Origin of the sequence: Blautia glucerasea, assembly GCF_013304385.1 — a bacterium.
GTDB lineage: Bacteria > Bacillota > Clostridia > Lachnospirales > Lachnospiraceae > Blautia_A > Blautia_A ammoniilytica.
Genome location: NZ_JAAITU010000040.1, coordinates 1 through 22970 on the forward strand (window position 1 = coordinate 1; position 22970 = coordinate 22970).

Annotated in this window: 22 protein-coding genes and 1 pseudogene; 14 read left to right on the top strand and 9 right to left on the bottom strand. The window is 40.6% G+C overall.

The window, feature by feature from the left end; translation table 11 throughout:
- Positions 1 to 88 precede the first annotated feature (88 nt).
- From G5B11_RS14180 to G5B11_RS14210, 8 genes are all read left to right on the top strand, one after another.
- A complete protein-coding gene (locus G5B11_RS14180) occupies positions 89 to 403 on the top strand; it encodes a DUF3784 domain-containing protein (RefSeq protein ID WP_173728784.1) in 315 nt (104 codons plus the stop codon).
- A 150-nt stretch (positions 404 to 553) separates the two neighbouring features.
- Positions 554 to 1495: a helix-turn-helix domain-containing protein gene (locus tag G5B11_RS14185; RefSeq protein ID WP_173728786.1), complete on the top strand. Its 942-nt coding sequence runs from the start codon at positions 554 to 556 to the stop codon at positions 1493 to 1495.
- A gap of 717 nt (positions 1496 to 2212) precedes the next feature.
- The gene (locus G5B11_RS19475) at positions 2213 to 2536 is read left to right on the top strand and encodes a hypothetical protein (RefSeq protein WP_288219182.1); all 324 of its coding nucleotides are present in this window, start codon (positions 2213 to 2215) and stop codon (positions 2534 to 2536) included.
- Positions 2500 to 3624, top strand: coding sequence for a plasmid recombination protein (locus G5B11_RS14190; RefSeq protein ID WP_330603143.1), 1125 nt, complete (start codon positions 2500 to 2502; stop codon positions 3622 to 3624). Before G5B11_RS19475 ends, G5B11_RS14190 begins: the two co-directional genes overlap by 37 nt.
- Positions 3625 to 3628: 4 nt before the next feature.
- Complete coding sequence (locus tag G5B11_RS14195) at positions 3629 to 4003, top strand: TnpV protein (protein ID WP_173728788.1); 375 nt, start codon at positions 3629 to 3631, stop codon at positions 4001 to 4003.
- A 297-nt stretch (positions 4004 to 4300) separates the two neighbouring features.
- Entirely contained in the window at positions 4301 to 5101 is an 801-nt protein-coding gene (locus tag G5B11_RS14200; RefSeq protein ID WP_173728790.1) for a hypothetical protein, read from the top strand.
- Between the two features lie 85 nt (positions 5102 to 5186).
- Positions 5187 to 5876, top strand: coding sequence for a response regulator transcription factor (locus G5B11_RS14205; protein ID WP_019163079.1), 690 nt, complete (start codon positions 5187 to 5189; stop codon positions 5874 to 5876).
- The gene (locus G5B11_RS14210; protein ID WP_173728792.1) at positions 5869 to 7029 is read left to right on the top strand and encodes a sensor histidine kinase; all 1161 of its coding nucleotides are present in this window, start codon (positions 5869 to 5871) and stop codon (positions 7027 to 7029) included. Before G5B11_RS14205 ends, G5B11_RS14210 begins: the two co-directional genes overlap by 8 nt.
- Before the next feature lie 220 nt (positions 7030 to 7249).
- On the opposite strand, the gene G5B11_RS14215 is transcribed toward G5B11_RS14210, so the two are convergent.
- Both G5B11_RS14215 and G5B11_RS19775 read right to left on the bottom strand, forming a co-directional pair.
- Positions 7250 to 8491, bottom strand: a complete 1242-nt coding sequence (locus G5B11_RS14215) for an IS256 family transposase (protein ID WP_173728795.1) — start codon at positions 8489 to 8491, stop codon at positions 7250 to 7252.
- A gap of 149 nt (positions 8492 to 8640) precedes the next feature.
- Positions 8641 to 9533 (bottom strand): annotated as a pseudogene (locus tag G5B11_RS19775) (IS66 family transposase); the annotation flags it as partial.
- 208 nt (positions 9534 to 9741) lie between these two features.
- Between G5B11_RS19775 and G5B11_RS14230 the strand changes: the two are divergent.
- Positions 9742 to 10533: a MerR family transcriptional regulator gene (locus G5B11_RS14230; protein WP_173728799.1), complete on the top strand. Its 792-nt coding sequence runs from the start codon at positions 9742 to 9744 to the stop codon at positions 10531 to 10533.
- Positions 10534 to 10627: 94 nt separating this feature from the next.
- On the opposite strand, the gene G5B11_RS14235 is transcribed toward G5B11_RS14230, so the two are convergent.
- On the bottom strand, positions 10628 to 10894 hold the full coding sequence (locus G5B11_RS14235; RefSeq protein ID WP_173728800.1) for a helix-turn-helix domain-containing protein: 267 nt from the start codon (positions 10892 to 10894) through the stop codon (positions 10628 to 10630).
- 156 nt (positions 10895 to 11050) lie between these two features.
- Between G5B11_RS14235 and G5B11_RS14240 the strand changes: the two genes are divergently transcribed.
- The 4 genes from G5B11_RS14240 (at position 11051) to G5B11_RS14255 (ending at position 14812) form a co-directional block, all read left to right on the top strand.
- A complete protein-coding gene (locus G5B11_RS14240; protein ID WP_244093025.1) occupies positions 11051 to 11389 on the top strand; it encodes a TM2 domain-containing protein in 339 nt (112 codons plus the stop codon).
- Between the two features lie 12 nt (positions 11390 to 11401).
- Positions 11402 to 12454, top strand: coding sequence for an SPFH domain-containing protein (locus G5B11_RS14245; protein ID WP_173728802.1), 1053 nt, complete (start codon positions 11402 to 11404; stop codon positions 12452 to 12454).
- Positions 12455 to 12486: 32 nt separating this feature from the next.
- On the top strand, positions 12487 to 13638 hold the full coding sequence (locus tag G5B11_RS14250) for a zinc ribbon domain-containing protein (protein ID WP_173728805.1): 1152 nt from the start codon (positions 12487 to 12489) through the stop codon (positions 13636 to 13638).
- A gap of 142 nt (positions 13639 to 13780) precedes the next feature.
- On the top strand, positions 13781 to 14812 hold the full coding sequence (locus tag G5B11_RS14255) for a M42 family metallopeptidase (RefSeq protein WP_158421932.1): 1032 nt from the start codon (positions 13781 to 13783) through the stop codon (positions 14810 to 14812).
- A 153-nt stretch (positions 14813 to 14965) separates the two neighbouring features.
- Here the strand turns inward: G5B11_RS14255 and G5B11_RS14260 are convergent, their stop codons facing one another.
- Complete coding sequence (locus G5B11_RS14260; RefSeq protein ID WP_173728806.1) at positions 14966 to 16318, bottom strand: uracil-xanthine permease family protein; 1353 nt, start codon at positions 16316 to 16318, stop codon at positions 14966 to 14968.
- Between the two features lie 269 nt (positions 16319 to 16587).
- Between G5B11_RS14260 and upp the strand changes: the two genes are divergently transcribed.
- Entirely contained in the window at positions 16588 to 17217 is a 630-nt protein-coding gene (upp, locus tag G5B11_RS14265) for a uracil phosphoribosyltransferase (RefSeq protein WP_173728808.1), read from the top strand.
- Between the two features lie 146 nt (positions 17218 to 17363).
- Here upp and glgD read toward each other — a convergent pair whose 3' ends face one another.
- From glgD to G5B11_RS14290, 5 genes are all read right to left on the bottom strand, one after another.
- The gene (gene glgD / locus G5B11_RS14270) at positions 17364 to 18500 is read right to left on the bottom strand and encodes a glucose-1-phosphate adenylyltransferase subunit GlgD (protein ID WP_173728810.1); all 1137 of its coding nucleotides are present in this window, start codon (positions 18498 to 18500) and stop codon (positions 17364 to 17366) included.
- 1 nt (position 18501) lies between these two features.
- Positions 18502 to 19644 carry a glucose-1-phosphate adenylyltransferase gene (locus tag G5B11_RS14275; RefSeq protein WP_173728812.1) on the bottom strand — a complete coding sequence of 381 codons (1143 nt, stop codon included), beginning with the start codon at positions 19642 to 19644 and terminating at the stop codon, positions 18502 to 18504.
- 134 nt (positions 19645 to 19778) lie between these two features.
- Complete coding sequence (locus G5B11_RS14280; RefSeq protein WP_158422874.1) at positions 19779 to 20006, bottom strand: hypothetical protein; 228 nt, start codon at positions 20004 to 20006, stop codon at positions 19779 to 19781.
- 36 nt (positions 20007 to 20042) lie between these two features.
- Complete coding sequence (locus tag G5B11_RS14285; RefSeq protein ID WP_158422873.1) at positions 20043 to 21317, bottom strand: glycosyltransferase; 1275 nt, start codon at positions 21315 to 21317, stop codon at positions 20043 to 20045.
- Between the two features lie 223 nt (positions 21318 to 21540).
- Positions 21541 to 22863 carry a UDP-glucose dehydrogenase family protein gene (locus tag G5B11_RS14290; protein ID WP_158422872.1) on the bottom strand — a complete coding sequence of 441 codons (1323 nt, stop codon included), beginning with the start codon at positions 22861 to 22863 and terminating at the stop codon, positions 21541 to 21543.
- Positions 22864 to 22970 lie beyond the last annotated feature (107 nt).

The window sequence follows — 22970 nt, forward strand, 5'->3', positions numbered from 1 at the left end:
GAAGTCCACTTTGATAATCATAAAGCGTTTGAAAAATATTTATTAAAGTAAATTCAAGTTTTTGGAATCGACTGAAAGGAAGCATTATATGTTCTATATTGTTTTTGACTTTGCAATGGCAGTGATTATGTTTTTATTTGGAATATGGTTTTATAGGTCAAAAGGACAAGCATCTAAATTCTTGTCTGGTTATAATATGAAATCGGTAGAAGAACGAAAGAAATATGATGAAAATGCTATGTGTAAGGTATATGGGAAAAGAATGATGTTTATGTCAATTCCTTTTATTGCTGGAATGATTATAGGCATTTGGTATCCGGGAATAGGTTGTTTAATTGCATGGGTGATATGGTTTGTTATGTTTATTCTGCTGCTTATGGATAGACATAAAAGAGAAGGTTAATTTATAGAGGAATAGAATGCTTTTGGGGTGAAAATACCGTTTATTTGTTTTAGACATACGATGTCCGGTTGAAAATTAGCGGATTCTCGTTTTATGTCGTGGTAATTTTGGTATATATTGGTAAGCTGTAAGTGGAAGAGAGGTAGAGACATGGATACAAAAAAGATTGGAGCTTTTTTAAAGCAATGTCGTAAAGAAAAGAATCTTACACAAGAGCAGCTTGCTGAAAAGTTTGGAGTATCTGCAAGAACAGTTTCCAGATGGGAGACAGGAATAAATATGCCAGATCTCAGTATACTTGTTCAACTTGCTGAGTATTACGATGTTGAGATGAGAGAGCTCCTGGATGGAGAAAGGAGCCAGACTATGAATAAAGAGATGAAAGAAACATTGGACAAAGTTGCGGTGTATGAAGAATGGGTGAAACAAAAAGCATTAAAGGCTGGAAATCTTGCATTTGCATCAATGTTTGTGATTAGTGTGTTAGCGATTATTATTCAGATGTTATTAACGGTGGATATTCGCTTGGTTTTAGGAGAGACAGCAACTGCTTTAGTAGGAGGAATCCTGTATGCCTCTATTATGGTGTATAATGGAATATGGGATAAATGTTTGCCAAAAAGTGCTACTATATGGCGAGATTTTCTCACCAGTGTGATATGTGCAGGAATTTTTACAGTCATCTATGGCATATGTTTATTTAGAATGGGAGCTACAGAAACACAGGTAACACGATTAGCATTGGGATTTCTGATTGGTATTACTATTGTGGCGTTTATTGCTCTTAGGCTCTTGACATTTATTAATCGAAAAAGAAACCAGAATTCGTCAAATGTTCAGGAGAAAAAGGAAACTTCTCTATCTAAGGCAGAATGGACAAAAATTTATAATGCACAGAATATAGTAGATACAGAACAACTTGTAGAAATGTTAAAGCAAAATGGAATAGCAGCTTTTTCTCAGGAAGCAGGTGCGAATGTTGCAATGCACGGGGCACCAGGATTTGGAATATATGGTGTGGATATATTTGTGAAAACCGATGATGCAGAGAAGGCAGTACAGTTGATCAAGGAGATTAATAACCAAGAATGAAGAAAATTTTTGACATTTTCACACATGCGTGCTAATATGATTATAGAAAAAGAGTGCTACCGATAGACGGTTAGTTCACATACTTAATTGATTAAAAATAACCGTTCAGTTTGCGAGGCTGGGGCGGTTATTTTTGTGTCTTGTTATTATCTTTGCCGAATGCGTATCCGGCACAAAAGCAGGTGATGCCGAAGCTCACGACTGCAATAAAGTCCACAATACTCATTGGCTTAGCCCTCCTTTCCAGTGGATTCTCTTTCGAGTTTCTATGTAATCAGAGGGTCACAGTCCCTCTGCTGAAGGACTAACCGCCTACCGTTATGATAGCACCCATGTTTCGATTATAACAGTCAAGGTGGGAATCTGCAACCGGAAAGTTGACAGCTCATGAAAATCTGGCTGTGATACTGTTATGATATTATTTAGGTCTTCGCTCCGATTCGGTCGGTGCAGAACAGACGTCCCCTGGACGTCTTATACCCCCGGAGGGCGCAAGGGTACTTTTGATGGACGGAACGGCTGTCGAAAGTGCTTTTGCGTTACTTTTGACAAAAGTAACAAAAGAGGGGCTTGTCCCCGATACTTCTCGAACTACTAATGCTCGAGAAGGTTCCTAAATTACTGTATTCGGCGAAAGTTTCTTAATATCGCCATGACTGGCGTAAATAAAAATTATGTGCTATCTGGCACTTACTCAGAAAAGAGGTGAGAAACATTATGATAAAACGAACAATTAGCGGTATGATAGGGAAAGGTTCTTTGGCCCATAACAGGAGAGAGTTTTTCGCAGAAAATGTTGATCCGGGTAGAGTGCAGTTAAATATTTGTTACCAGAATGAAAATCTGAAGGAAGTCTATAAAGAGTTATTTGATGATGCTGTGGAGAGATACAACCTTGGGAAAAGAAAGGATCGGCAGATTACAAATTACTATGATAAATCCGGCAGGGAAAACAAGAGAAGTTGTTCCACGAAGCGATTTTCCAGATTGGAAATCGAGAAGATGTGGCTGTCGGAACAGCAGAAGGAGATCTGGCTGTAAAAGTACTGGATGAATATGTAAAGGACTTCCAGAAACGGAATCCAACGTTACGGGTATTTGGTTGTTATCTACATCAGGATGAAGCTACCCCACATTTACATATTGATTTTATTCCTTATGTGACTGATTGGAAAGGAAAAGGAATGGATACCAGAGTTTCGTTGAAACAGGCATTAAAAAGTCTTGGATTTCAAGGTGGAAATAAGCATGATACAGAGTTGAACCAGTGGATGAACCATGAAAAAAAGGTCCTGGCAGAGATTGCAAAACAGCATGGTATTGAATGGGAACAGAAAGGTACTCATGAGGAACATTTGGATGTTTATAACTTCAAGAAGAAAGAACGAAAAAAGGAAGTACAGGAGCTGGAGCAGGAGAAAGAGTATCTAACTGCAGAAAACGAAGAACTGACAGCACAAATTGCGGAATCCAGAGCAGATATCCAGATTTTAAAAGACGATAAGGAACAGGCAATTAGGGAGAAGCAAGAAGCAGAACAAAGGGCAGAGGACGCAGAAAAAGAACTAAAAAGTCTGGAAGATCGTCGGAATGTGCTACAGCCAATTATGGATAATGTCAGTAAGGAAATAAAAGAATATGGAATGATTAAGACGTTTTTACCGGAGACAGGAACATTTGAACGTGCAGTACCTTACAGAGAAAATAAAATCAAGCCATTGTTTATCAAGATGAAGAATCAGATTGCTGCATTAGCTGGAAAGGTTGTAGAACTTAACAAAATGGTAGAAAGCTGGAAAAACAAATATCAAAAATCTACGGAGAAATGTGATGATATCCAAACGCAGTTAGTACGTAAAGAAAATGGGGAATTATTAAATGATAATCAACGTTTACAGGAGACTTCGGACAGATATGACAGAGTGGTGCGTATTCTGGGAACAGAAGTTGTAGAGGATGTAGTGCAGCAGGATATTAAAGAACAAAAGGAATTGGAAGAGCAGCGTCGAATGGAACAAATACCAAAGGGAAGCGTTCTGAAACAGCTGGAATGGGCTACTCAAAAGAGGCAGATGGAAAATCAACAGCATAAAGAGAACAAAACAAAATATAGAGGATTGGAGATTTAATGTTATGAAAAAACAGATTTATGATGAGAAAAACGGAATGAGTTATACGTTGCATGGAGATTACTATTTGCCGGATCTGGTTTTGAACGAAGCAGAACCGACATATGGAAAATATGGAATGTTACGAAAGCAGTTCTTAAAAGAACACAGATCAGCAAGGTATCAGTATCTGTTATTGACTGGAAAACTGAATGAACATCTGAACCAGACAGATCAGGAAGCCAGAGAACAGGTGGAAATGCTTATGAAACAGATGGCAGAAAAAAAGGGTGTAACTGAAGAATTAAAGGTACAGGATCAGATGAAGTGGGTTGGGTTAATGAATAATATAAAAGTTAGTGCAGAAGAGATTATATTGAAAAACATGGTATATGTGTGAGTGTGAGAGAAGAAATCGCTCTTTTACACTTTTGTATATATTAGAATAGCACTTTAGAAAGCACTATGGTAAAATAAGGTGAAGGTAAATCGGAATTGCAGATTTAGAAAAATTGTGGGTATTTGAAAAAAGATTGTAACCCTTAAGAGGCGAGAGTAAATATGGTTTATAGGAAATCTTGTGCTGTTACACTTTCTTGACATTTTCATGACTGTTCTAAGGATATTTTTACATTTGCCTGAGCTATACTTTAGCCATACCGAACAACCGGTAAATAAAAAATCAGGAGGAACTAAAATGATGAACAGATTATTCAAAAGAGGAATGGTAATAGCACTTGCAGCAGCAATGACTACATCCGCAGGTATTCCTGCCATGGCTGCCCAGAAGGAGACACTGGAGGAGACAGTGACTACATCAGAGGTAACACAAACAAATGTAGATTATGGTTCTCTCACTCAGAAGGAGATTGAAGAGTTTAACTCCATTTATGACCGACTTGACGCTATCGACAAAGAGGTAATGAAAGATGCAGATGGTCTTTCTGATGAAGATATCTATGCCAGATATGATCAGTATCAGGATGAAACCGATACCCTCATGGATCGCCTTGAGGAGCTTGATAAAAAAGCCGGGTGGATCGACAACGAGGAATATGAATATTCCGAGGATGAGTATAATGCTCTGTACGATACAGGCAAGCTCACCGCAGAGGAAGCAGAACAGCTTCAGAAAGCATATGAAAGAATCGAAGAAATTGATGCGGAAGTGTGGACGGACGATGATCTTTCAGACGATGAGATCGAAGCCCGCTATGTAAAGTATGATGACGAGATTACATCACTGAACGCACAGATTGAAACGCTTGAAAAGAAAGCGGGTTGGTATGAGGGATACTATGGAAATTTGAGCGAAGATGAAGTCAATCAGCTTAACAGTATTTACAATAAAATTGATGCAATCTATGACAATATTTATAACGGCTCTGATAACCTCTCTGAAGAGGAATTTGCTTCTCGCTATGCGAAGTATTCAGATGAGATTGATGCTTTGGAGGCACAGGCAATCGCTCTTGAAGCGAAAGCAGAGTGGAACTAAAATACAGATATACTGATTTTGAAAGATATAATATGGGGAATCTCACAGAATTTCTGAGGGACTCCCCTCATGTGGGATTAAAGATATGGCAAAAAAAATCTATTTGGCAGATGATGAACAGGATATACGAGAAATACTCACAGAATTTTTATCCAATGCCGGATATGAGGTAACAGCATACAAGAATGGTGATACACTCTTTTCTGCTTTTCAGGAGAAGCCCTGTGATCTTGTTATTCTTGATATTATGATGCCGGGTTCAGACGGTCTTTCCATATGTAAAAAGCTAAGGACAATATCATCAGTTCCTATTATTATTTTGACGGCAAAGGATTCAGAGTCTGACCATATGAAGGGATTTATGTATGGAGGGGATGACTATCTGATTAAGCCATTTTCGCCGTCACTTCTTGTTGTCCGGGTAAATGCGTTGTTCCGAAGAGTTGAAATGAATATACCGGTAAAGGCAGATATTTCCTTTGGTGATGTGTGTTTTTCATGGGAGAAGCATAATGCCATTGTGAAAGAGCATGATATTGGTCTGACTATGACAGAATTTTCGCTCCTGGGATGTCTTATGGAACATGGTGGAACGGCAATCCCCCGGAATGAAATTCTCGACAAAGTATGGGGAATAGATTCTACGGAGATAGAAACCAGAGTTGTCGATGAGACAGTAAGAAGAGTCAGGCAGAAAATGAAGACCGCAGGCAGCAAAGTTCGCATTAGTGCTGTCTGGGGCTATGGCTATAAACTGGAGGATTGTAATGAATAAGACACGTTATAAAATTGCCACACTTACAGGTTCCGCCGTTATGGCAGCCATGCTTTTGAGCCTGCTGATTCTGAACATAGTTTTTAATAAAAAAATAGAGCTGAGAGCTGAGAATGCAATTAAAAACGTTTTTACTTTGGATTCAGACGAATATTTGAATTACGAATCTGAAAATGATACGGGCTCTTTATATTATGCCTCACTTGTATATATGGGGGCAGATTCAGAAAACAGGGATGACATATATCAGATTCTGACACCCAAAGAGAAGAAACTTGTTGACTGGTATGAAAAACACCCGTCTGATGAAATGCAAAGGGCAAAAATTAACGAAGCAACTTATTATATGAAAGCCAGAACAGAGTATTACGAAGACAGCAATGAGAGATTACTTGCTTATGTGGATGTTACCGGCGAACCAGAACTCGTAAAAGAAATCAGTTTTGGTGTTTTGCTGGATGCTTTTGTCATTGCCGCTCTCGGTGCTGCCATTGGATATTTTCTCGGGAAAAAACTTGAACAAAATGACAAAGCTCAGAAGACCTTTTTTGAAAATACATCTCACGAATTAAAAACCCCGCTTATGGCAATTTGCGGATATGCGGAGGAGATTGAAATGGGAGTCATTACCGATTATTCTCAAGCGGGCAGAATGATAGTGTCTCAGACGGAGCGTATGAGTAAACTTATTGAGGATATCCTGTATTTATCAAAAATGGAAAGCGGTACGGAACCATTAAAGTGTGAACCAATAGAAATGGCATCACTGGTTCAAGATATTTTGATGCCGCTTGAAGGAATTGTGAACAGGCGAAACCTTTCAGTATCGTTAGAACTGGACGAAGGATATGTCAACGGAGACCCGGAGAAGCTGGAACACGCTGTTGCTAACCTGATAACTAATTCCGTAAAATATGCGTGTAGTCAAATCGAAATATCGTGGAAAAATCAAGTCCTTTCCATCTGGAACGATGGAGGGGAACTTAGCACAGAGGATTTTTCCCATATGTTTGAACGTTTTCATACGGGACAAAACGGAAACAGCGGAATAGGGCTTGCCCTCTCAAAAGAAATCGTTGAAATGCACGGATGGAAACTTAGTGCGAAAAATGACAGGCATGGCATATGTTTATCAATGGTATGCCACAGTTAATTTAGGGACAATCAGGTTTACAGCTTCCAGTTTGTTGAGATGTTGCAAAATTTGGAATCAGGAGAGAATAAGAATGATTAACAATTTAATGTACATAGAATTAAAAATGGGATATTCTGATGATGATCCGGCATGGATTGGATATGTCAAAACTTCAAAAAGTAGAATGGCATGTCAAGTGCAGGCGGTTTTCCGCCCATCTTATTCGCCTGTTTATTCGTTACTCTGGGAGGCGTCCTTCGTACATAATACTCAGTTCACCATACACCTGTGCCCAGTTGCGGATCGTACTGGTCCATTTCTTCGTAGCTTCAAATGTGGCAAGATACAGTGCCTTTAATAGAGCTGTATCGCTTGGAAATACGCTTCTCTGGCGATTCAGTTTCCGGTAGGTAGAATTCAGGGATTCAATAGCATTTGTAGTATAAATCACCGTTCTGACCGTCGTTGAAAATTTAAAGATCGGCGAGATTGCGTCCCAATTATCCTTCCAGCGCTTCATGGAATTCGGATATTTCGGTGTCCATTTTTCTGTTACACGCTCTAAGGCTGCCAGAGCTTTCTTTTCATCTGTGGCCTGATAAATGGTTTTCAGATCCGTAGCGAAGGCTTTTCTGTCTTTATCCGGGACATATTTCAACGTGTTTCTTACCTGGTGTACAATACAGCGCTGGTATTCCGTCTTTGGAAAAGCTGCTGCGATCGCTTCTTTGATTCCGGTTAAACCATCGGCACAGATGATTAATACATCTTTGACACCACGATTTTTCAGTTCATTCATAACGGAAAGCCAGTATTTTGCGCTTTCGTTATCGCCAACACTGATGGTTAAAACTTCTTTTTTTCCTTCCGTGTTGATTCCCAGAGTCACGTAAGCAGCAAGCTTTCGGATCACGCCATTATCCCTTACAGAATAATGGATTGCATCAATGTAGAGAATGGGATAGACCTCGTCCAGCGGCCGGTTCTGCCAGTCTTCGATCTGTGGCAGGATCTTATCAGTCACATCAGAAATAAAGCTTTCAGAAGTTTCAAAGCCATAAATATCTTCGATGGTTTCGGAAATCTGCCGGGTAGTCATTCCTTTGGCATACATGGAAATAATCTTCTGATCAATATCGGAAATATCTTTCTGACGTTTTTTCACAACCTGTGGTTCAAACGTTGATTTGCGATCCTGTGGCACTTCGATTTCCATCGAGCCATACCGGCTGTTGACCTGTTTCCGCTTATAACCATTGCGATAATCATCATTATCTGAGCGTTCGGATTTTTCGTAACCAAGATGATCATCCATTTCAGCTTCCATCATTTCCTTAATGGTGCCGCCTAAAAGATCCTTGAGCGCATCCTGAATGTCTTCTGCAGATTGGATATCGTACTCTTCCAGGAGCTGATGGATGATGTTTCGTTTTCCTTCTGTCATTTGTACACGATGTACAGGTTTCTTTTGTCTTGCCATAATAAAAGGCCCTCCTAATGATATTTATTGTATCATAGAAGAACCTTATAAACATTATTTTACAGAAAAAGTTTCATACTCTCAAAAAAATATTATTAAGATATCAAAGATAACCACTTGGTTTCAGACCGGGCGGTTATTTTTGTGTTTTATTGTAGACTAATAACAATCAAAGCCATCGGTTTTCTTATCCAAATATCCAGGACACTCTGTCTCTCAAATATATTTGCTGGTTCTTTCAGCCACATCAAAACAAGCATGCTCATGCATTGGCAGAGATAATCGATACTTTCGAAACTTCTGAATGTCACAGCCTGCGCCTGTTTCCGCTTATAGTTTTTCAAAAGTCTTTCGGCTTCATTATTAGTGGCAGGTACTCGGGAATCATGCAGGAACAGTAGATGATTCTGCATATATTTCTCCATTCTCAGGAATAAATTATACCCATCCCTGTAATAATTGTTTGCCGGAACATTTACGTATTCCGTCCTGGCTGTTTCCAGTATCTCACGGTATCTTTTTTTGAATTCAGATACCTTTACCGGATCCGGCTCCTGAAATGGTTGGCATTCGTTTCGGAAATGGATCATCTCCTGTACTAGTGAACGCATCTCTTTGTTCTAGGTGCGGTCTGGTTCATTATCCATGCTGTCTTTCAGGTAACGCAGCACATGGGCAAGGCATTCCTGGTGATCCTCTCCATAATTATAAAAGGTAATATCATGGCCATGGATCCCCTGGTACGAAAGCTGCCATCATAATTCACATCATCAATAATGCCATCTGGAAATGCAGCGTGTATGCGTTCCCCTGTCTGACTGTTATAATAAACATCAGCATGGTATTCTTTTACATCCAGTACCATTCGGATACTTACCAGTTGTTTTGTGATTGTTCTTGCCGTCTTTTTAAAAGTACAGTCTTCAAACACTTCTTTTGGTGGCGGAAGAAGGATTACCGGCTGTGTAGGCTCCTGCTTTTTCCGCCGGATGGCTTTTGAAGAAGGAATAGATGAATTTTCATAATCACGGTTGATCTGTGCATGAACACAGGGGAAAACAATCCCGTGGATGATGTGGGATTGTTTTAGGAAATTTGCTATGAAGAAAAGATTAAGCAATATAGATTTATAATTCGCGAAAAATACAAGGCCTTTTATGTAACCAAAGTGTACATGTTCCGAAAAAATGTATTGCTGTCACGTCAACGTGATAGAGTATGTTTTTGATGCGGAGAAAGGAAAGGCCGTAATGAAAAAAGTAAGTGAAGTAAGCAGACTGGCTGGCGTAAGCAGGAGAACACTTCAGTATTATGACAATGAGGGAGTGATTAAAGTGAAAAGAACGAAAAATAATTATCGTATGTATGATCAGATGGCATTAAGGAAATTATGGGAACTTATGATGTATAAAGAAATGGGATGGGATTTAAAGTGTATCAAACAGATTTTACGAATGACCGAAGATAAGCGAGATAAGTGGATGTACTTAAAAATTCGGAAAAATAGAAATGAGATTTTAAAATTACAGCAACAAAACGAATTTATTATGTGGATAGCTGAAAATGGCATGCCGCCAATGCCAGAAGAAAGCAATGATAAAACTTATTTGGAGCAGATTAGTTTATTGAAAAATCGTGTTAGCTCAAGAAGAAATGAAAATTATAATTATATAAGCGATATAGATCAATTGAGAAAAAGGCTTGATGAAGCATATCAGCAGCTTCAGTTAGGGCAACTTCGATATGCAATATATGATACGGAACAGGTAATGAAGGAGGCGATGAAAATGCTAATTAAATGGGGCAATGGTGAGGAATGGGATGAAGACAATTTGATGACAAATATAAAAATATGCGAAAGGAGAAAGGAATTTGGAATGGAGTCTGGAATGATTCAGAAACTTAACAAGGTAAGATGTATATGTGAATATGCCAAAGAAATTTTTGAGGCAGATAAGTTGTTGGATTATGATAAGGTACGGTTTGCAATTATGCAGACAAAAGATCTACTGAATTATATTGAAAAGAAAATAACAGTATAAAAATATCGGAGCGTGCAGATAAGATAATAAAGAAAAAACACAGTTAAGCAGATTCGACAGGCTGCTTAACTGTGTACATGATGATAAAAAATTATTAAATAATAGGATGGAAATCAAATAATGTATTTACATCGCAATTCAGTATCTGACAGCAGGCCAACAGAAAAGACACAGTAGGATTTTGGGTACCTTTCTCAATACGGTTATAAGAATAGATGGAGATATCTAAGCCATATATTTGAAGTCTGGCAACCATGTCAGTCTGCTTGATTTTCATTGCCTTGCGCAGTACAGATATATTTTTTCCAATGTTAATATCTTTTACTTGAATAATTCGATCAATACTTTCTGCATTTTTCATAATTGCACCTCTTTGAAATATTGTAGACAGGATTGATGAAAAATAATTGCACGAGAATGCAATGAGTGATATTATAAAATAAACTACGCAAAGTATCTTTTATTAACAAATGTGCGTATGGTTTAACGGGATTTTAATTGGAAAGAAGGAATTGACATGGAGAAAAAATGCCCGGTATGTGGTGCTGCTATGGAGGAAGACATGTGCAGCTATTGTGGATACAGGGAGAAGGAGAACATACAGGAATCTGTTTGCTCTGAAAAATCACCAGAAAATGAAATAACATATGGAATCAGCCAGAAAAATAAAACGACAGCATTGCTGCTATGCATATTCCTGGGAGGGCTTGGAGTACATAGGTTTTATGTTGGAAAAGCAGGAACTGGAGTTCTTTATTTATGTACTGGAGGGGTACTGGGTATAGGGTGGATTATAGATATTGTACGCATAGCGACAGGATCTTTCAGAGACGAATTTGATTTGCTTTTACAATAATAGGGGGAAACTATGGGATTTTGGGATACTATAAAAGATCAGTTTCTGGATGTGATCGAATATGAGGATGAAAGCAATAAGCTTTTGGTCATGAAATTCAATCGGGAAAGTGGAAATAATGAATTAAAGCAAGGATCGAAGGTGATTGTAAGGGAAAGTCAGTGCGCTGTATTCCTAAAAGGTGGTAAGCTGGCAGATATTCTTACACCAGGGACATATTCATTAAATACAGAGAATTTTCCGGTATTAACAAAATTGAAAGCCTTTCCTTATTTGTTTGTATCACCAGTGATCGCAGATGTGTATTTTGTTAGTACACGTCAGTTTATTGATAATAAATGGATCACAAAAACACCAATTTTGAAAAGAGATAAGGATTTTCAGGTTGCTCGAATTAGAGCCACTGGAAAGTTTGCATTCAAGATCAAAGATGTATCACTTTTTATGAAAGAAATATTTGGAACAAGAGGAATTGTGATGACCTTTGATATTATTGAATATTTGTCTTCAATGGTAACAGAAATATTTGCAGATACAATTGGCAAGGCTGAGGTATCTGTTTTAGAATTAGCGGCAGACTATCGGAAATTAGCGTCTGATATGCAGGACAAGCTAAACGAGCAGATGAAAGAAACCGGAATTCTATTTAATAACGTAATTATTGAAAGCATTTCTCTTCCAGAAACGGTTGAAAAATTGATAGATGAACAATCTGGAATTGGGATTACAAAAAATGATATGGACTCTTTTATGCAATATCAAACCGCCAGGGCTATGAGAGATGCAGTGAAACAGGAAGGAGGTCTGGCTGGATTGGGGGCAGGAGTTGCATTTGGCAATACGATAGTAAAAAATGTTCAAGATATGACAGGCCGAAACAGTGAGACAAAAAGCAGGGTAGATTTATTGCGAGAACTAAAAAGTCTGCTGGACGACAACATTCTGACCCAGGAAGAATTTGAAATAGAAAAAAAAACGTATTTTGAACGCAGATCGCGAAGCGACTGCGTTCATGAGCAAGTAGCGAAGCGGATTGCGAATGCCCGCTTTACTAATGAAAAGTAATAATTTTAAGTAATCAAAGGGAGGAACGGAATATGTCTAAGAAACAAAAAATGGTATTATGTAGGAATTGTAATACACCAATTCCCAAAAAGGCAAAGATTTGCCCATCATGCGGGGCACGGAATAAGAAACCCTTTTATAAGCATTTTTGGTTTTTTGTATTAATTCTTGTGGTTGCAATCGGGGGATATACAAAATTAAATAACTTAAAAGAAGAGAAATTTGATTGGGAGGAAATACAGTTATGTGATCAATTACCTAAACCAAAATCAAAAACAGGAGAGATCATCAGTAACAGTAGTGATGGCTTCAAACTGGAAGTGAATAAGGTTAAGGGAAGTGATTACAAAAAATATATTGAACAATGTCAGGATATGGGTTATACAGTAGACATTAATACATCAGGAAATGATTTTACTGCATTTGATGAAAATGGATATGAAGTGGAGTTACATCTTTATGATGATACAATGCTAATAGAATTATCTGCACCAATCGAAATGGGAAATCTGAATTGGCCTAAGAGTGAAATTGCAGGTTTGATTCCAATGCCCGCATCGACTATTGGTAAGGTGACCAGAGATGATACAACAGGCTGCTATATTTATGTTGGCGAAACTTCCATTGATGATTTTGGTACTTATGAGGACCAATGCGCAGAAAAAGGATTTTCTGTTGATTATGAGAAGGGGGATAGATATTATACAGCAGATGATGCAGCTGGAAATAGTTTATCTCTGACTTATGTGGGAAATAATGTAATGACCATTGAACTTAATAAAGCCAGCGAAACACATGCTACTGATACAACAGATCAGGTAACTTCAGCACCTGAGCAAGCGTCAGATGTTACGATTGAAACTGAGCAAGAAACAGAAGCAGATAATTCGAATTCTCAGGATAGTGCAGAGCTGGTGGATGGAATGCATTCTGATTTTAAGCAGGCAATGGACAGCTATGAAGAATTTATGAACCAATATTGTGACTTTATGGATAAGTATGAAAAGTCCAATGGAGCAGATCCAACATTGGTAATTGAATATGCAGATTATGTAGCAAAGTATGCACAGGCAATGAAAGATTTTGAGGCATGGGAGAGTAAGAACTTAAATGCAACAGAAGCAGCATATTATCTGGATGTACAAACACGCATTAATCAAAAACTGGCAAAATTTATTCAGTAAAAATAGTATAGGTTTTATAAATTTCCTCCATATCAGCTTGGAAAATATGTTATACTCTATCATAAGAAAGAGGAATGACTGTCCTAATATCATGGACAGCCATTTTCTGTGACAGAATAAAGAAAGATGAGGATGAGGAGATATGAACCGATATACATATTACATCATGGAGACAGCGAAGAGACTGCTGGCGATACCAAGCCCAAGTGGATTTACCCACATGGCAGCAGACTTTGTGAAGCAAGAGCTGGAAGAAATGGGATATTCCCCGGAGCTTACCAATAAAGGCGCTGTCAGGGTGAATCTTGGAGGAAAAACAAAGGATAACAGCATTATGCTGGCAGCTCATATGGACACATTGGGAGCTATGGTTACAGAGATCAAAAGTAATGGAAGGCTGAAGCTGACTAATGTGGGAGGAATGAATGCGAATAATGCAGAAGCAGAGAACTGCAGAGTTTTTACAAGGAACGGAAGTCAATATGACGCAACATTTCAGCTGACGGACGCTTCTATCCATGTAAATGGTGAATACAGCGATACAAAGCGTACTTATGACACAATGGAGGCCATTTTGGATGAACTGGTACATTCCAAAGAGGATGTGGAAAAGCTGGGTGTAATGCCAGGGGATTTTGTATGTTTTGATCCTAGAACCAAAGTGACAGACAGTGGATTTATCAAGAGTCGCTTCCTAGACGATAAATTCAGTACAGCTATCCTTTTGGGGTTCGCAAAATATTTGAAGGAAGAGAATGTATTGCCGGAAAGAACGGTATATCTGCTGATTACGTCTTATGAAGAAGTAGGACATGGCGGATGCGCTTCCATTCCAGAGGATGTTACAGAGATGATTTCTGTAGATATGGGCTGCGTGGGAGAAGGGCTTGGCTGTGATGAGACTATGGTTTCCATCTGCGCTAAGGATAGTGTAGGACCTTATGATTATCAGGTGGTTACTGGCCTTGTTAATGCCGCAAAAGCCCATCAGATCAATTTTGCTGTTGATGTGTACCCACATTATGGGTCTGATGTAGATGCGGCTTTAAAGGCCGGCTACGATCTGAAACATGGCCTGATCGGACCGGGAGTATATGCGTCCCATGGATATGAGCGTTCCCACAGAAAAGGGGCTGAGAATACATTAAAGCTTCTTACCGCGTATTTATTGTAAAAGGCTATAAACCAATATAAAGATGCTGGATCCCTGGCATCATATCAATAAAAAAGTCCCCGGAGTAGTTTTCTGGCCTGATATATCGCTGACCAGAAAGTTGCTTCCGGGGATTTTTATAATATAATATTTATTTTATAATCTGATTCAGGATCAGTCGTCTTCCATTACTTCTTTTTTAGAAGATTCAAACTGATAATCATTGCCAGGAAGGATGGCGTTTAATGCAATACCAGCGATTGCTGCGAGAGCAAGTCCTGTCAGGGTGATGTGTGCACCTGCAACAGTAAAGGCAAGACCATTAGAGAAGCCAAGGCCGCAGACAAGGATCACTGCTGTGATCACCAGGTTACGTGATTTGGTCAGGTCCACCTTATTCTCTACCACATTACGAATACCCACTGCTGAGATCATTCCGTAAAGGATGAAGCTGATGCCACCGATGATAGCAGACGGAAGGGAGCCAATGAGCTCTGAAACCTTTGGAATAAAACTGAGGATCACTGCGTATATGGCTGCCAGACGGATGACCTTTGGATCATACACACGGCTGAGCGCAAGAACACTGGTATTCTCGCCGTAAGTAGTATTAGCAGGACCGCCTACAAAGCCTGCCAGGGCAGTTGCAAGACCGTCTCCAAGGAGTGTACGGTGAAGTCCTGGATCCTCGATGTAGTTGCGGTTTACAGTAGCAGAAATAGCTGAAATATCACCTACGTGTTCCATCATGGAAGCAATGGCAATCGGTGCCATAGCAAGGATTGAGGTCAGGTTAAATTTGCAAAGAAAGAATTTTGGTACACCTACAATAGGAGCAGATGCAACACCTGCAAAGCTGAGAATAGCACTTCCGTCTGCATTGGTCATTCCGCATGCATTCATGATCAGGGCAGCGATGTAAGAAACAATGATACCCATCAGAATAGGGATAATACGGAACATTCCAACACCCCAGATATTAAAGAAGATAATGGTGGCAAGTGCGATTAATGCAAGGATCCAGTTCTGGGATGCGTTGTTGATAGCAGAAGGAGTGAGGCTAAGTCCGATACAGATGATGATTGGTCCTGTAACAACCGGTGGAAGGTAACGCATAACACGTTTAACGCCGATCAGCTTGATGATCAGTGCAAGCACAAGGTAAAGAAGACCTGCAACAACTACGCCGCCACATGCATAAGGAAGCTTTTCACCATAGCTCATATTTTTGAAAATACCGTTATCAAGCTCTGCAACTGTGGAAAAGCCTCCCAGAAATGCGAAAGATGAGCCAAGAAAAGCAGGAACCTTCATCTTTGTAAGAACGTGGAATAAAAGAGTACCGAAGCCGGCACAGAAAAGTGTAACCTGAACAGTAAGTCCTTCTCCATGGAAGTAGTTATTCACCAGAATGGGTACCACAATAGTGGCACCAAACATAGCGAACATGTGCTGAAGTCCCAGGATAAGCATCTGGGGGATACCAAGCTTTCTGGCATCGTAGATTCCTTCGATTCTGAATTTCATAAATCCTCCTATCTGCCCTGTATATGGGCATAAAGGTACAGAGAAAAGCCATAATATATGTATGGCAATCTGTCCCTCCTCATAAAGTATGATGCGTCTGCCGCCGGACAGGCCTACGGCAACTGTGTGTATTATAAAGGATACGGCAATATTTTACAATGATTGACTTTATATGAAAAGTGAGGTAAGATTTTATCAGTATTCCCAAGACAATGTACAGCTGCAAGAGGAGCTGTACCGGATAAAACCATGGAGGTAAAACAGAGAAAATGGAGAACGTATTTATTATGGATCACCCGCTGATCCAACACAAGATTTCGATTATCCGCAATAAAAATACAGGAACAAATGAGTTCCGTAAGCTGATCGAAGAGATTGCTATCCTGATGGGATATGAAGCACTTCGTGATCTTCCTCTGGAGAACGTTACGGTTGAAACCCCTATTGAGACATGTCAGTCTCCGATGATCTCTGGCAAGAAGCTGGCAGTTGTACCTGTACTTCGTGCAGGCCTTGGGATGGTAAATGGCATCACAACGCTTGTCCCATCTGCAAAGATCGGTCATATTGGACTTTATCGTGATCCTGTGACTCATGAGCCTCACGAATATTACTGCAAGCTTCCGGATCCTATTGAGCAGAGACAGATCGTTCTGGTAGATCCTATGCTTGCCACAGGCGGTTCTGCAGTGGCTGCTGTTGACTTTATCAAACAGCATGGTGGAAAGAATATTAAATGCATGTTTATTATCGCAGCTCCGGAGGGAATGGAAAGGCTTCACAAAGCACATCCGGATGTGCAGATATACATTGGGCATCTTGATCGTGAACTTAATGAGAATGCTTATATCTGCCCGGGACTGGGAGATGCGGGAGATCGTATTTTCGGAACTAAATAAGAGTGCTTATAACTGTTCAGTATTTTTACAGTTGCGAGCAATTAATAAAAAAGGACTGGAGCACATCCAGGATCTCAGGTCATATACGAACCTGAGATCCACAGTGCATCCAGTCCTTTATGTATTATCGAAAAAAATAGAGCATATTATAAGGTGTCTCTGCGCTTGATGTATCCAGGGTTACCAACTGGTGCGATGATCTCCTTTTCACGGATCAGTCTGGCATGCTTGTCAACTACAAAATTCTCAAGATGAACATCCTGACCGATCAGTGTGTCTGCAAGGATAATACTGTTTTTGATAACAGCTCCTTTTTTGATCACGCAACCACGTCCAATAATGGAATTCTCTACAGTACCCTCAATCAGACAGCCGTTGGATACTATGGAATTGCGAATGTCTGCACCATCCATATAGTGGGTAGGGCAGGAGTTATTGGTACGGGTATAAATTGGCCATCCTTCACCGAAAAGGTTCTGGGCCTCTTTAATGTTGATCAGAGCCATATTAGCATCATAATAGCTGCGGAAATCTGTGATAGGTGCAAAGAAGCCTTTGTGAGGGATACCACGTACATCCAGATCCATGCCTTCAATCTGACCTGTGCATGCTGCATTTACAATGTCCAATAAAGAGAACATGGAAGAGTAGGCAGCCGCCTTTTTGACCAGGCTGACGAAAAGGTCTTTTTTCATAATATAGGTATCCATGAAAATATTACGGTTCTTTGCTGTTCCAGGATTAGGCTCAATGGAAAGCACACCCTTCTGACGGTTCAGATTCACGATGTTGCAGTGGAGACAGGATTCCTTGGCATTGTCAATGGTATGATACAGCAGGGTAATATCTGCTCCTGAAGAAATATGACTGCCGATCAGAGTGTCAAAATCCTGTGAATAAACCATGTAATTGGGAAGGATCACTACGTAAGGGTGATGCATCTTCTCAATGCTCTCCATATTCTCAATATAAGCTGCAATATCTGTATTATATACATCTCTCCAGGATCTAGCACCTGAAAAAAGAAGCTGCAGATGACCGCTTTTGGAGTTGATGTTGTAGTGACGACCTGTGCCAACATGCTCGATCAGGGAACGGGGCTTATTATTATCCATGTATACCTGGATCCGGTCGATATCACTGTTGCTAAGATTGGAGATCGGAAAGTCGATCACACGGTATCTTCCAAGGAAAGAGAAAGCACCGATCGGACGAAAATCCTGAAGTCCTTCTACAAGGATGTTGCGAGGTGATGAGTTTACAATGCCAAATGCGCTATACATATTATTCAGCCCCCTTTACACGTTGTGCAACAAGCTCGATGTGCTCGCTGTCTGCACTGCCTGCCACAGCATTCTTTCCAATGTGGATATTGTCGGCAACAAGGGCACGCTGCACCACTGCGCCTTCTTCTACAACAACGCCTGGCATAAGTACGCTGTCGATCACCTTTGCTCCGGGACGTACTTTGGAGCCTGTGAATAGAACAGAATTTTTAACTTCCCCTTCTACAATACAACCCTGAGTGATGTATGCATTGGTTACACTGGCCTCCGGACCGATATACTGAGGCAGGGTGGTTACATCTTCGGTATAGATCTTCCAGGTAGGGTCATTAAGATCCAGCTCATTGTTCGGGCTGAGAAGATCCATGTTTGCTTCCCAAAGGGAATCGATGGTACCAACATCCTTCCAGTAGCCTTTGAAGCGATAAGCAAACAGGCGCTTTCCGTCGTTTAACATGGTGGGGATGATATCTTTACCGAAGTCGTGGTTGGAATCAGGATTCTTCATATCTGCAAGCAGCATTTTGCGGAGCAGCTTCCAGTTAAAAATATAAATACCCATGGAAGCAAGATTGCTCTTCGGCTCTGCCGGCTTTTCTTCAAATTCTACGATCTGGTCAGTTTCGCCATCTGTATTCATAATACCGAAGCGACTTGCTTCTTTAATAGGAACTTCAATCACTGCGATAGTGGCATCAGCCTTGCTTGCTTTGTGGAAGGCAAGCATCTGGGCATAATTCATTTTATAAATATGATCTCCGGACAGAATGAGAAGATATTCTGGAGACCTGGAATCAATAAAGTCAATATTCTGGGAAATGGCATCTGCGGTACCCCGGTAAACATCAAGTCCTACATCTGCTTTTTCGCGAGGCGGCAGTACATAAACACCACTGTCTTTGGCATCAAGTCCCCAGCGTCCTCCTGCTGCTACATAACTGTTCAACAGAATGGATTCATACTGGGTCAGAACGCCTACAACATCAATACCACTGTTGGCACAATTACTGAGAGGAAAATCTACAATACGGTACTTTCCACCATAGGAAACCGCCGGCTTTGCCACTTTGTTGGTAAGCTCGTGAAGACGGCTTCCCCGCCCTCCGGCCAGGATCATCGCTAACATGCTGTTTTGCTTCATAGTGAGCCCTCACTTTCATTTCTTGGATGCTTTTATGAATATAAAAAACAATATTCTTAAGTATATTATACATATTATTGGTGCAGATTTCCATATTTTTGTGCAAAAAATATATAAAATTTGAGAAAAATTGATTACATATCCTGAAGACTGCGGAGGGCCTGGATGTCTTCTTCAGATACCTTAAGGTTAGTGGTAAAATTTTTGCCATCAGGAGTATTGATCTGAACCTCAATAATAGAACCTGCCTGGATCCCGTGCTGCTGTACAGCAGCCATAAACTGCGGAAATTTGGGATGACGTTGGGTAAATCCATCCCAGGCGTTTTTGAATTGCATCATTTTTAGTGGATTAAATGCCATAAGAAAGATCCTTTCTGAATAATTGTAAATAATTGTTTAAAGGGTAAGAATTACAGGTGCCATGTTTTTAGCTGTTTCCATGGAGTGGCGGATCAGCTTTTGAAAGGTATCGGCATCCTTCAGAACTGTGGGTTTAAGTTCCAGAAAATAAACATTCTCTTTGGGAATATCTCCGGAAGAAGGAAGAACCCCACAGAAGCGAGTGTCTTTGTCCATAAAAGACTGGTATACAGAAGTATCTGTGCCGGAAGGGGCAATACCATATACCCGGAATTTGGGCATGTCCTGAAGCAAGATGCTTTCCATACACTTGGTAAGCTGCTCAGCTGAACTGCTTAAATGGAGTGCAATAGTAAGAATATGATCCTGGGTCAGCAGCAGATAATCATAATACCATTTAAAAACAGGAGGATAGTCCTTCAGAGGCAGAATATCCAGGCTGCGGGCAAATTCTGTAGTGGAGGAGACAATGCTTTCCTGTACTTCCGGGACATTCCTGTATTTACGGTACCAGATAAAAAGGTCTGTCAGTTCCCGGTTCAGGATTTCTGCAAGAGCAGCACCGGTAATATTGTACTTTTGGCATTGTTTCCGGATCAAGGCAAAAGAGCGGAACTGGCACTGGAAATTACGTGCTCTGTTTCCTACCAGGGACTGGCTGTTGTTGATCCTGTATTTTACAAGCCGGTCTTTGGTAAATACCACCCTGTCTGCCGCAAGGGATACTTCGTTAAAGAAGGAACGGTCATTTACACAGATAAAGTCATTAAACCAGAGACGATGCTCCAGAAGGAACTGTCTTTTGTAAATTCCATTCCAGGGAACAACACTTACATGGCTGAAGGCACTGGGATTCTGTGAAAAACTGACTGCCTTGCCATAATAATTTTCTGGAAGGCCGGAAAAACGAAGGATGGCGGTAGAGGAAATCTGGCCAGTGGCGTTATCAAAACAGCGGCTTTTTCCTTTGACCATATCTGCATCCATTTCTTTTGCAAGCTGATAATAACGGCGATATGCACCTTTTTCCACAATGTCATCAGAATCCAGGAAATGCACATATTCACCGGTAGCAGCAACCAGACCCGTATTACGGCAGGAGCCTGCATACATGGTCATAGGGTGGCGGATCAGCATCACACGGGAATCCTTATGTGTGTAATTAGTGATGATCTGGGCTGACTGGTCAGTGGAATCGTCATCCACACAGATCACCTGCAGATCTGTAAGATCCTGAGAAAGTACACTGTCCAGACATGCCGGCAAATAGGGTGCAGCGTTATGGACAGGGATGATTACACTTAATTTCATAATTGTCTATTATCTCCATACAGGAACAGTGATTGAAAAATATTGGCAATTGTGAGTATATCAGCTGGGAGTCAATCCCCCAGCTGATATAGCCTCCGGCAGGATTGCAGAGGTGCGCAGGAGAAGTATGTCATGCAATTGCATGACGCGCACCTCGCAGCAAGAATGCCGAGGCATTCTTGAATGAACAGTTACCAATATTGCATGTCAAAAACAGTCCTTTTTATTGTACTGTACGGCGCCCTACAGAATCGTAGATAATGCCGGTGTTTTTAAAGTTATGGGAAGGGTAGCAGTTACGTCCGTCCAGGATGATAGGGTGGGTCATAAGCTCTTTGTAGCGGAGGATATCAAAGTCCCGGATCTGAGCCCATTCAGTAAAAATAAAGCAGATATCCGCATCCTTTAAGGTCTCCTCAATGGAAGAACAGTAGGTGATCTCATCCGGATAGTATTTCTTAAAATTCGGAATACCGATGGGATCCCAGGCAAATATCCTGGCTCCGTCATCCAGCATGATAGGGATGTTGATCAGGGAAGGCGCTTCCCGCAGATCATCTGTGTCCGGTTTAAAAGTCAGCCCCAGAACGGCTACCTTCAGTCCTTCAAGGGAATCATAGTATTTGTGGCTCTTTTTAAGAAGCTTCATTTTCTGGATGTCATTTACTTCAATAGCGGCTTTAACCGTTTTCAGTTCTTTTTCATAATAATTGGAAACCCAGTGAAGAGCTTTGGTATCCTTTGGGAAACAAGAGCCGCCATAGCCGATCCCTGCCTTTAGGAATCTGTTGCCAATGCGTGGATCCAGGCCCATACCCTTTGCCACATCTTCAATATTGGCATCCAGAAGTTCGCAAAGGTTTGCAATTTCATTGATATATGAAATCTTTAGTGCAAGAAAATCGTTGGATGCGTATTTTACCATTTCTGCACTTCTGCGGTCTGTAAATACAAAAGGCTGATGAAATTCCTGATAAACTTCCTTCATGCGATCACGTGCCCAGTCAGATTCTACTCCGATGACAATACGGGAAGCATGGAGAGTGTCTTTTACAGCAGTGCCCTGGGAAAGAAATTCCGGGTTTGAGGCGATTTCCACACGGATGGGAGACAGCCCCAGCTTGCTTCTTCTGGCAGTGATCTGCTGGGTCAGCCGCTTTTCGATTTTGTCATTGGTACCGATAGGAACTGTGGATTTGATCACAACTACACAATCAGTATCCAGGGTCTGGGCAATCTGGTCGATCACTGTATATACATATTTCAGGTTCGCAGAGCCATCCTTTTTTTCTGGGGTTCCAACACCTACAAAAATGGCCTGGGCATCCTGATAGGCACTGGCATAATCCGTAGTATAGGAAAGCCGTTCTTTATTTTTCTGCATCAAAGGCTCCAGATCTGGTTCGTAGATAGGGGATATTCCCTGCTTCATCAGTTGGATCTTATGTTCGTCAACATCTACACAGGTTACATGATGGCCTGCGTTGGCCAGGGCAACTCCTGTCACAAGACCTACATAGCCTGTACCTGCAACTGCTATTTTCATATTATTTGCCTGCCGCATTTTGCGGTCCTTTCGTGGATTTTTATATTAGCTGGGAGATGACTCCCACCTCTATAGGTGGTGAGAAACAAGCTGATATCAGTGGTGGG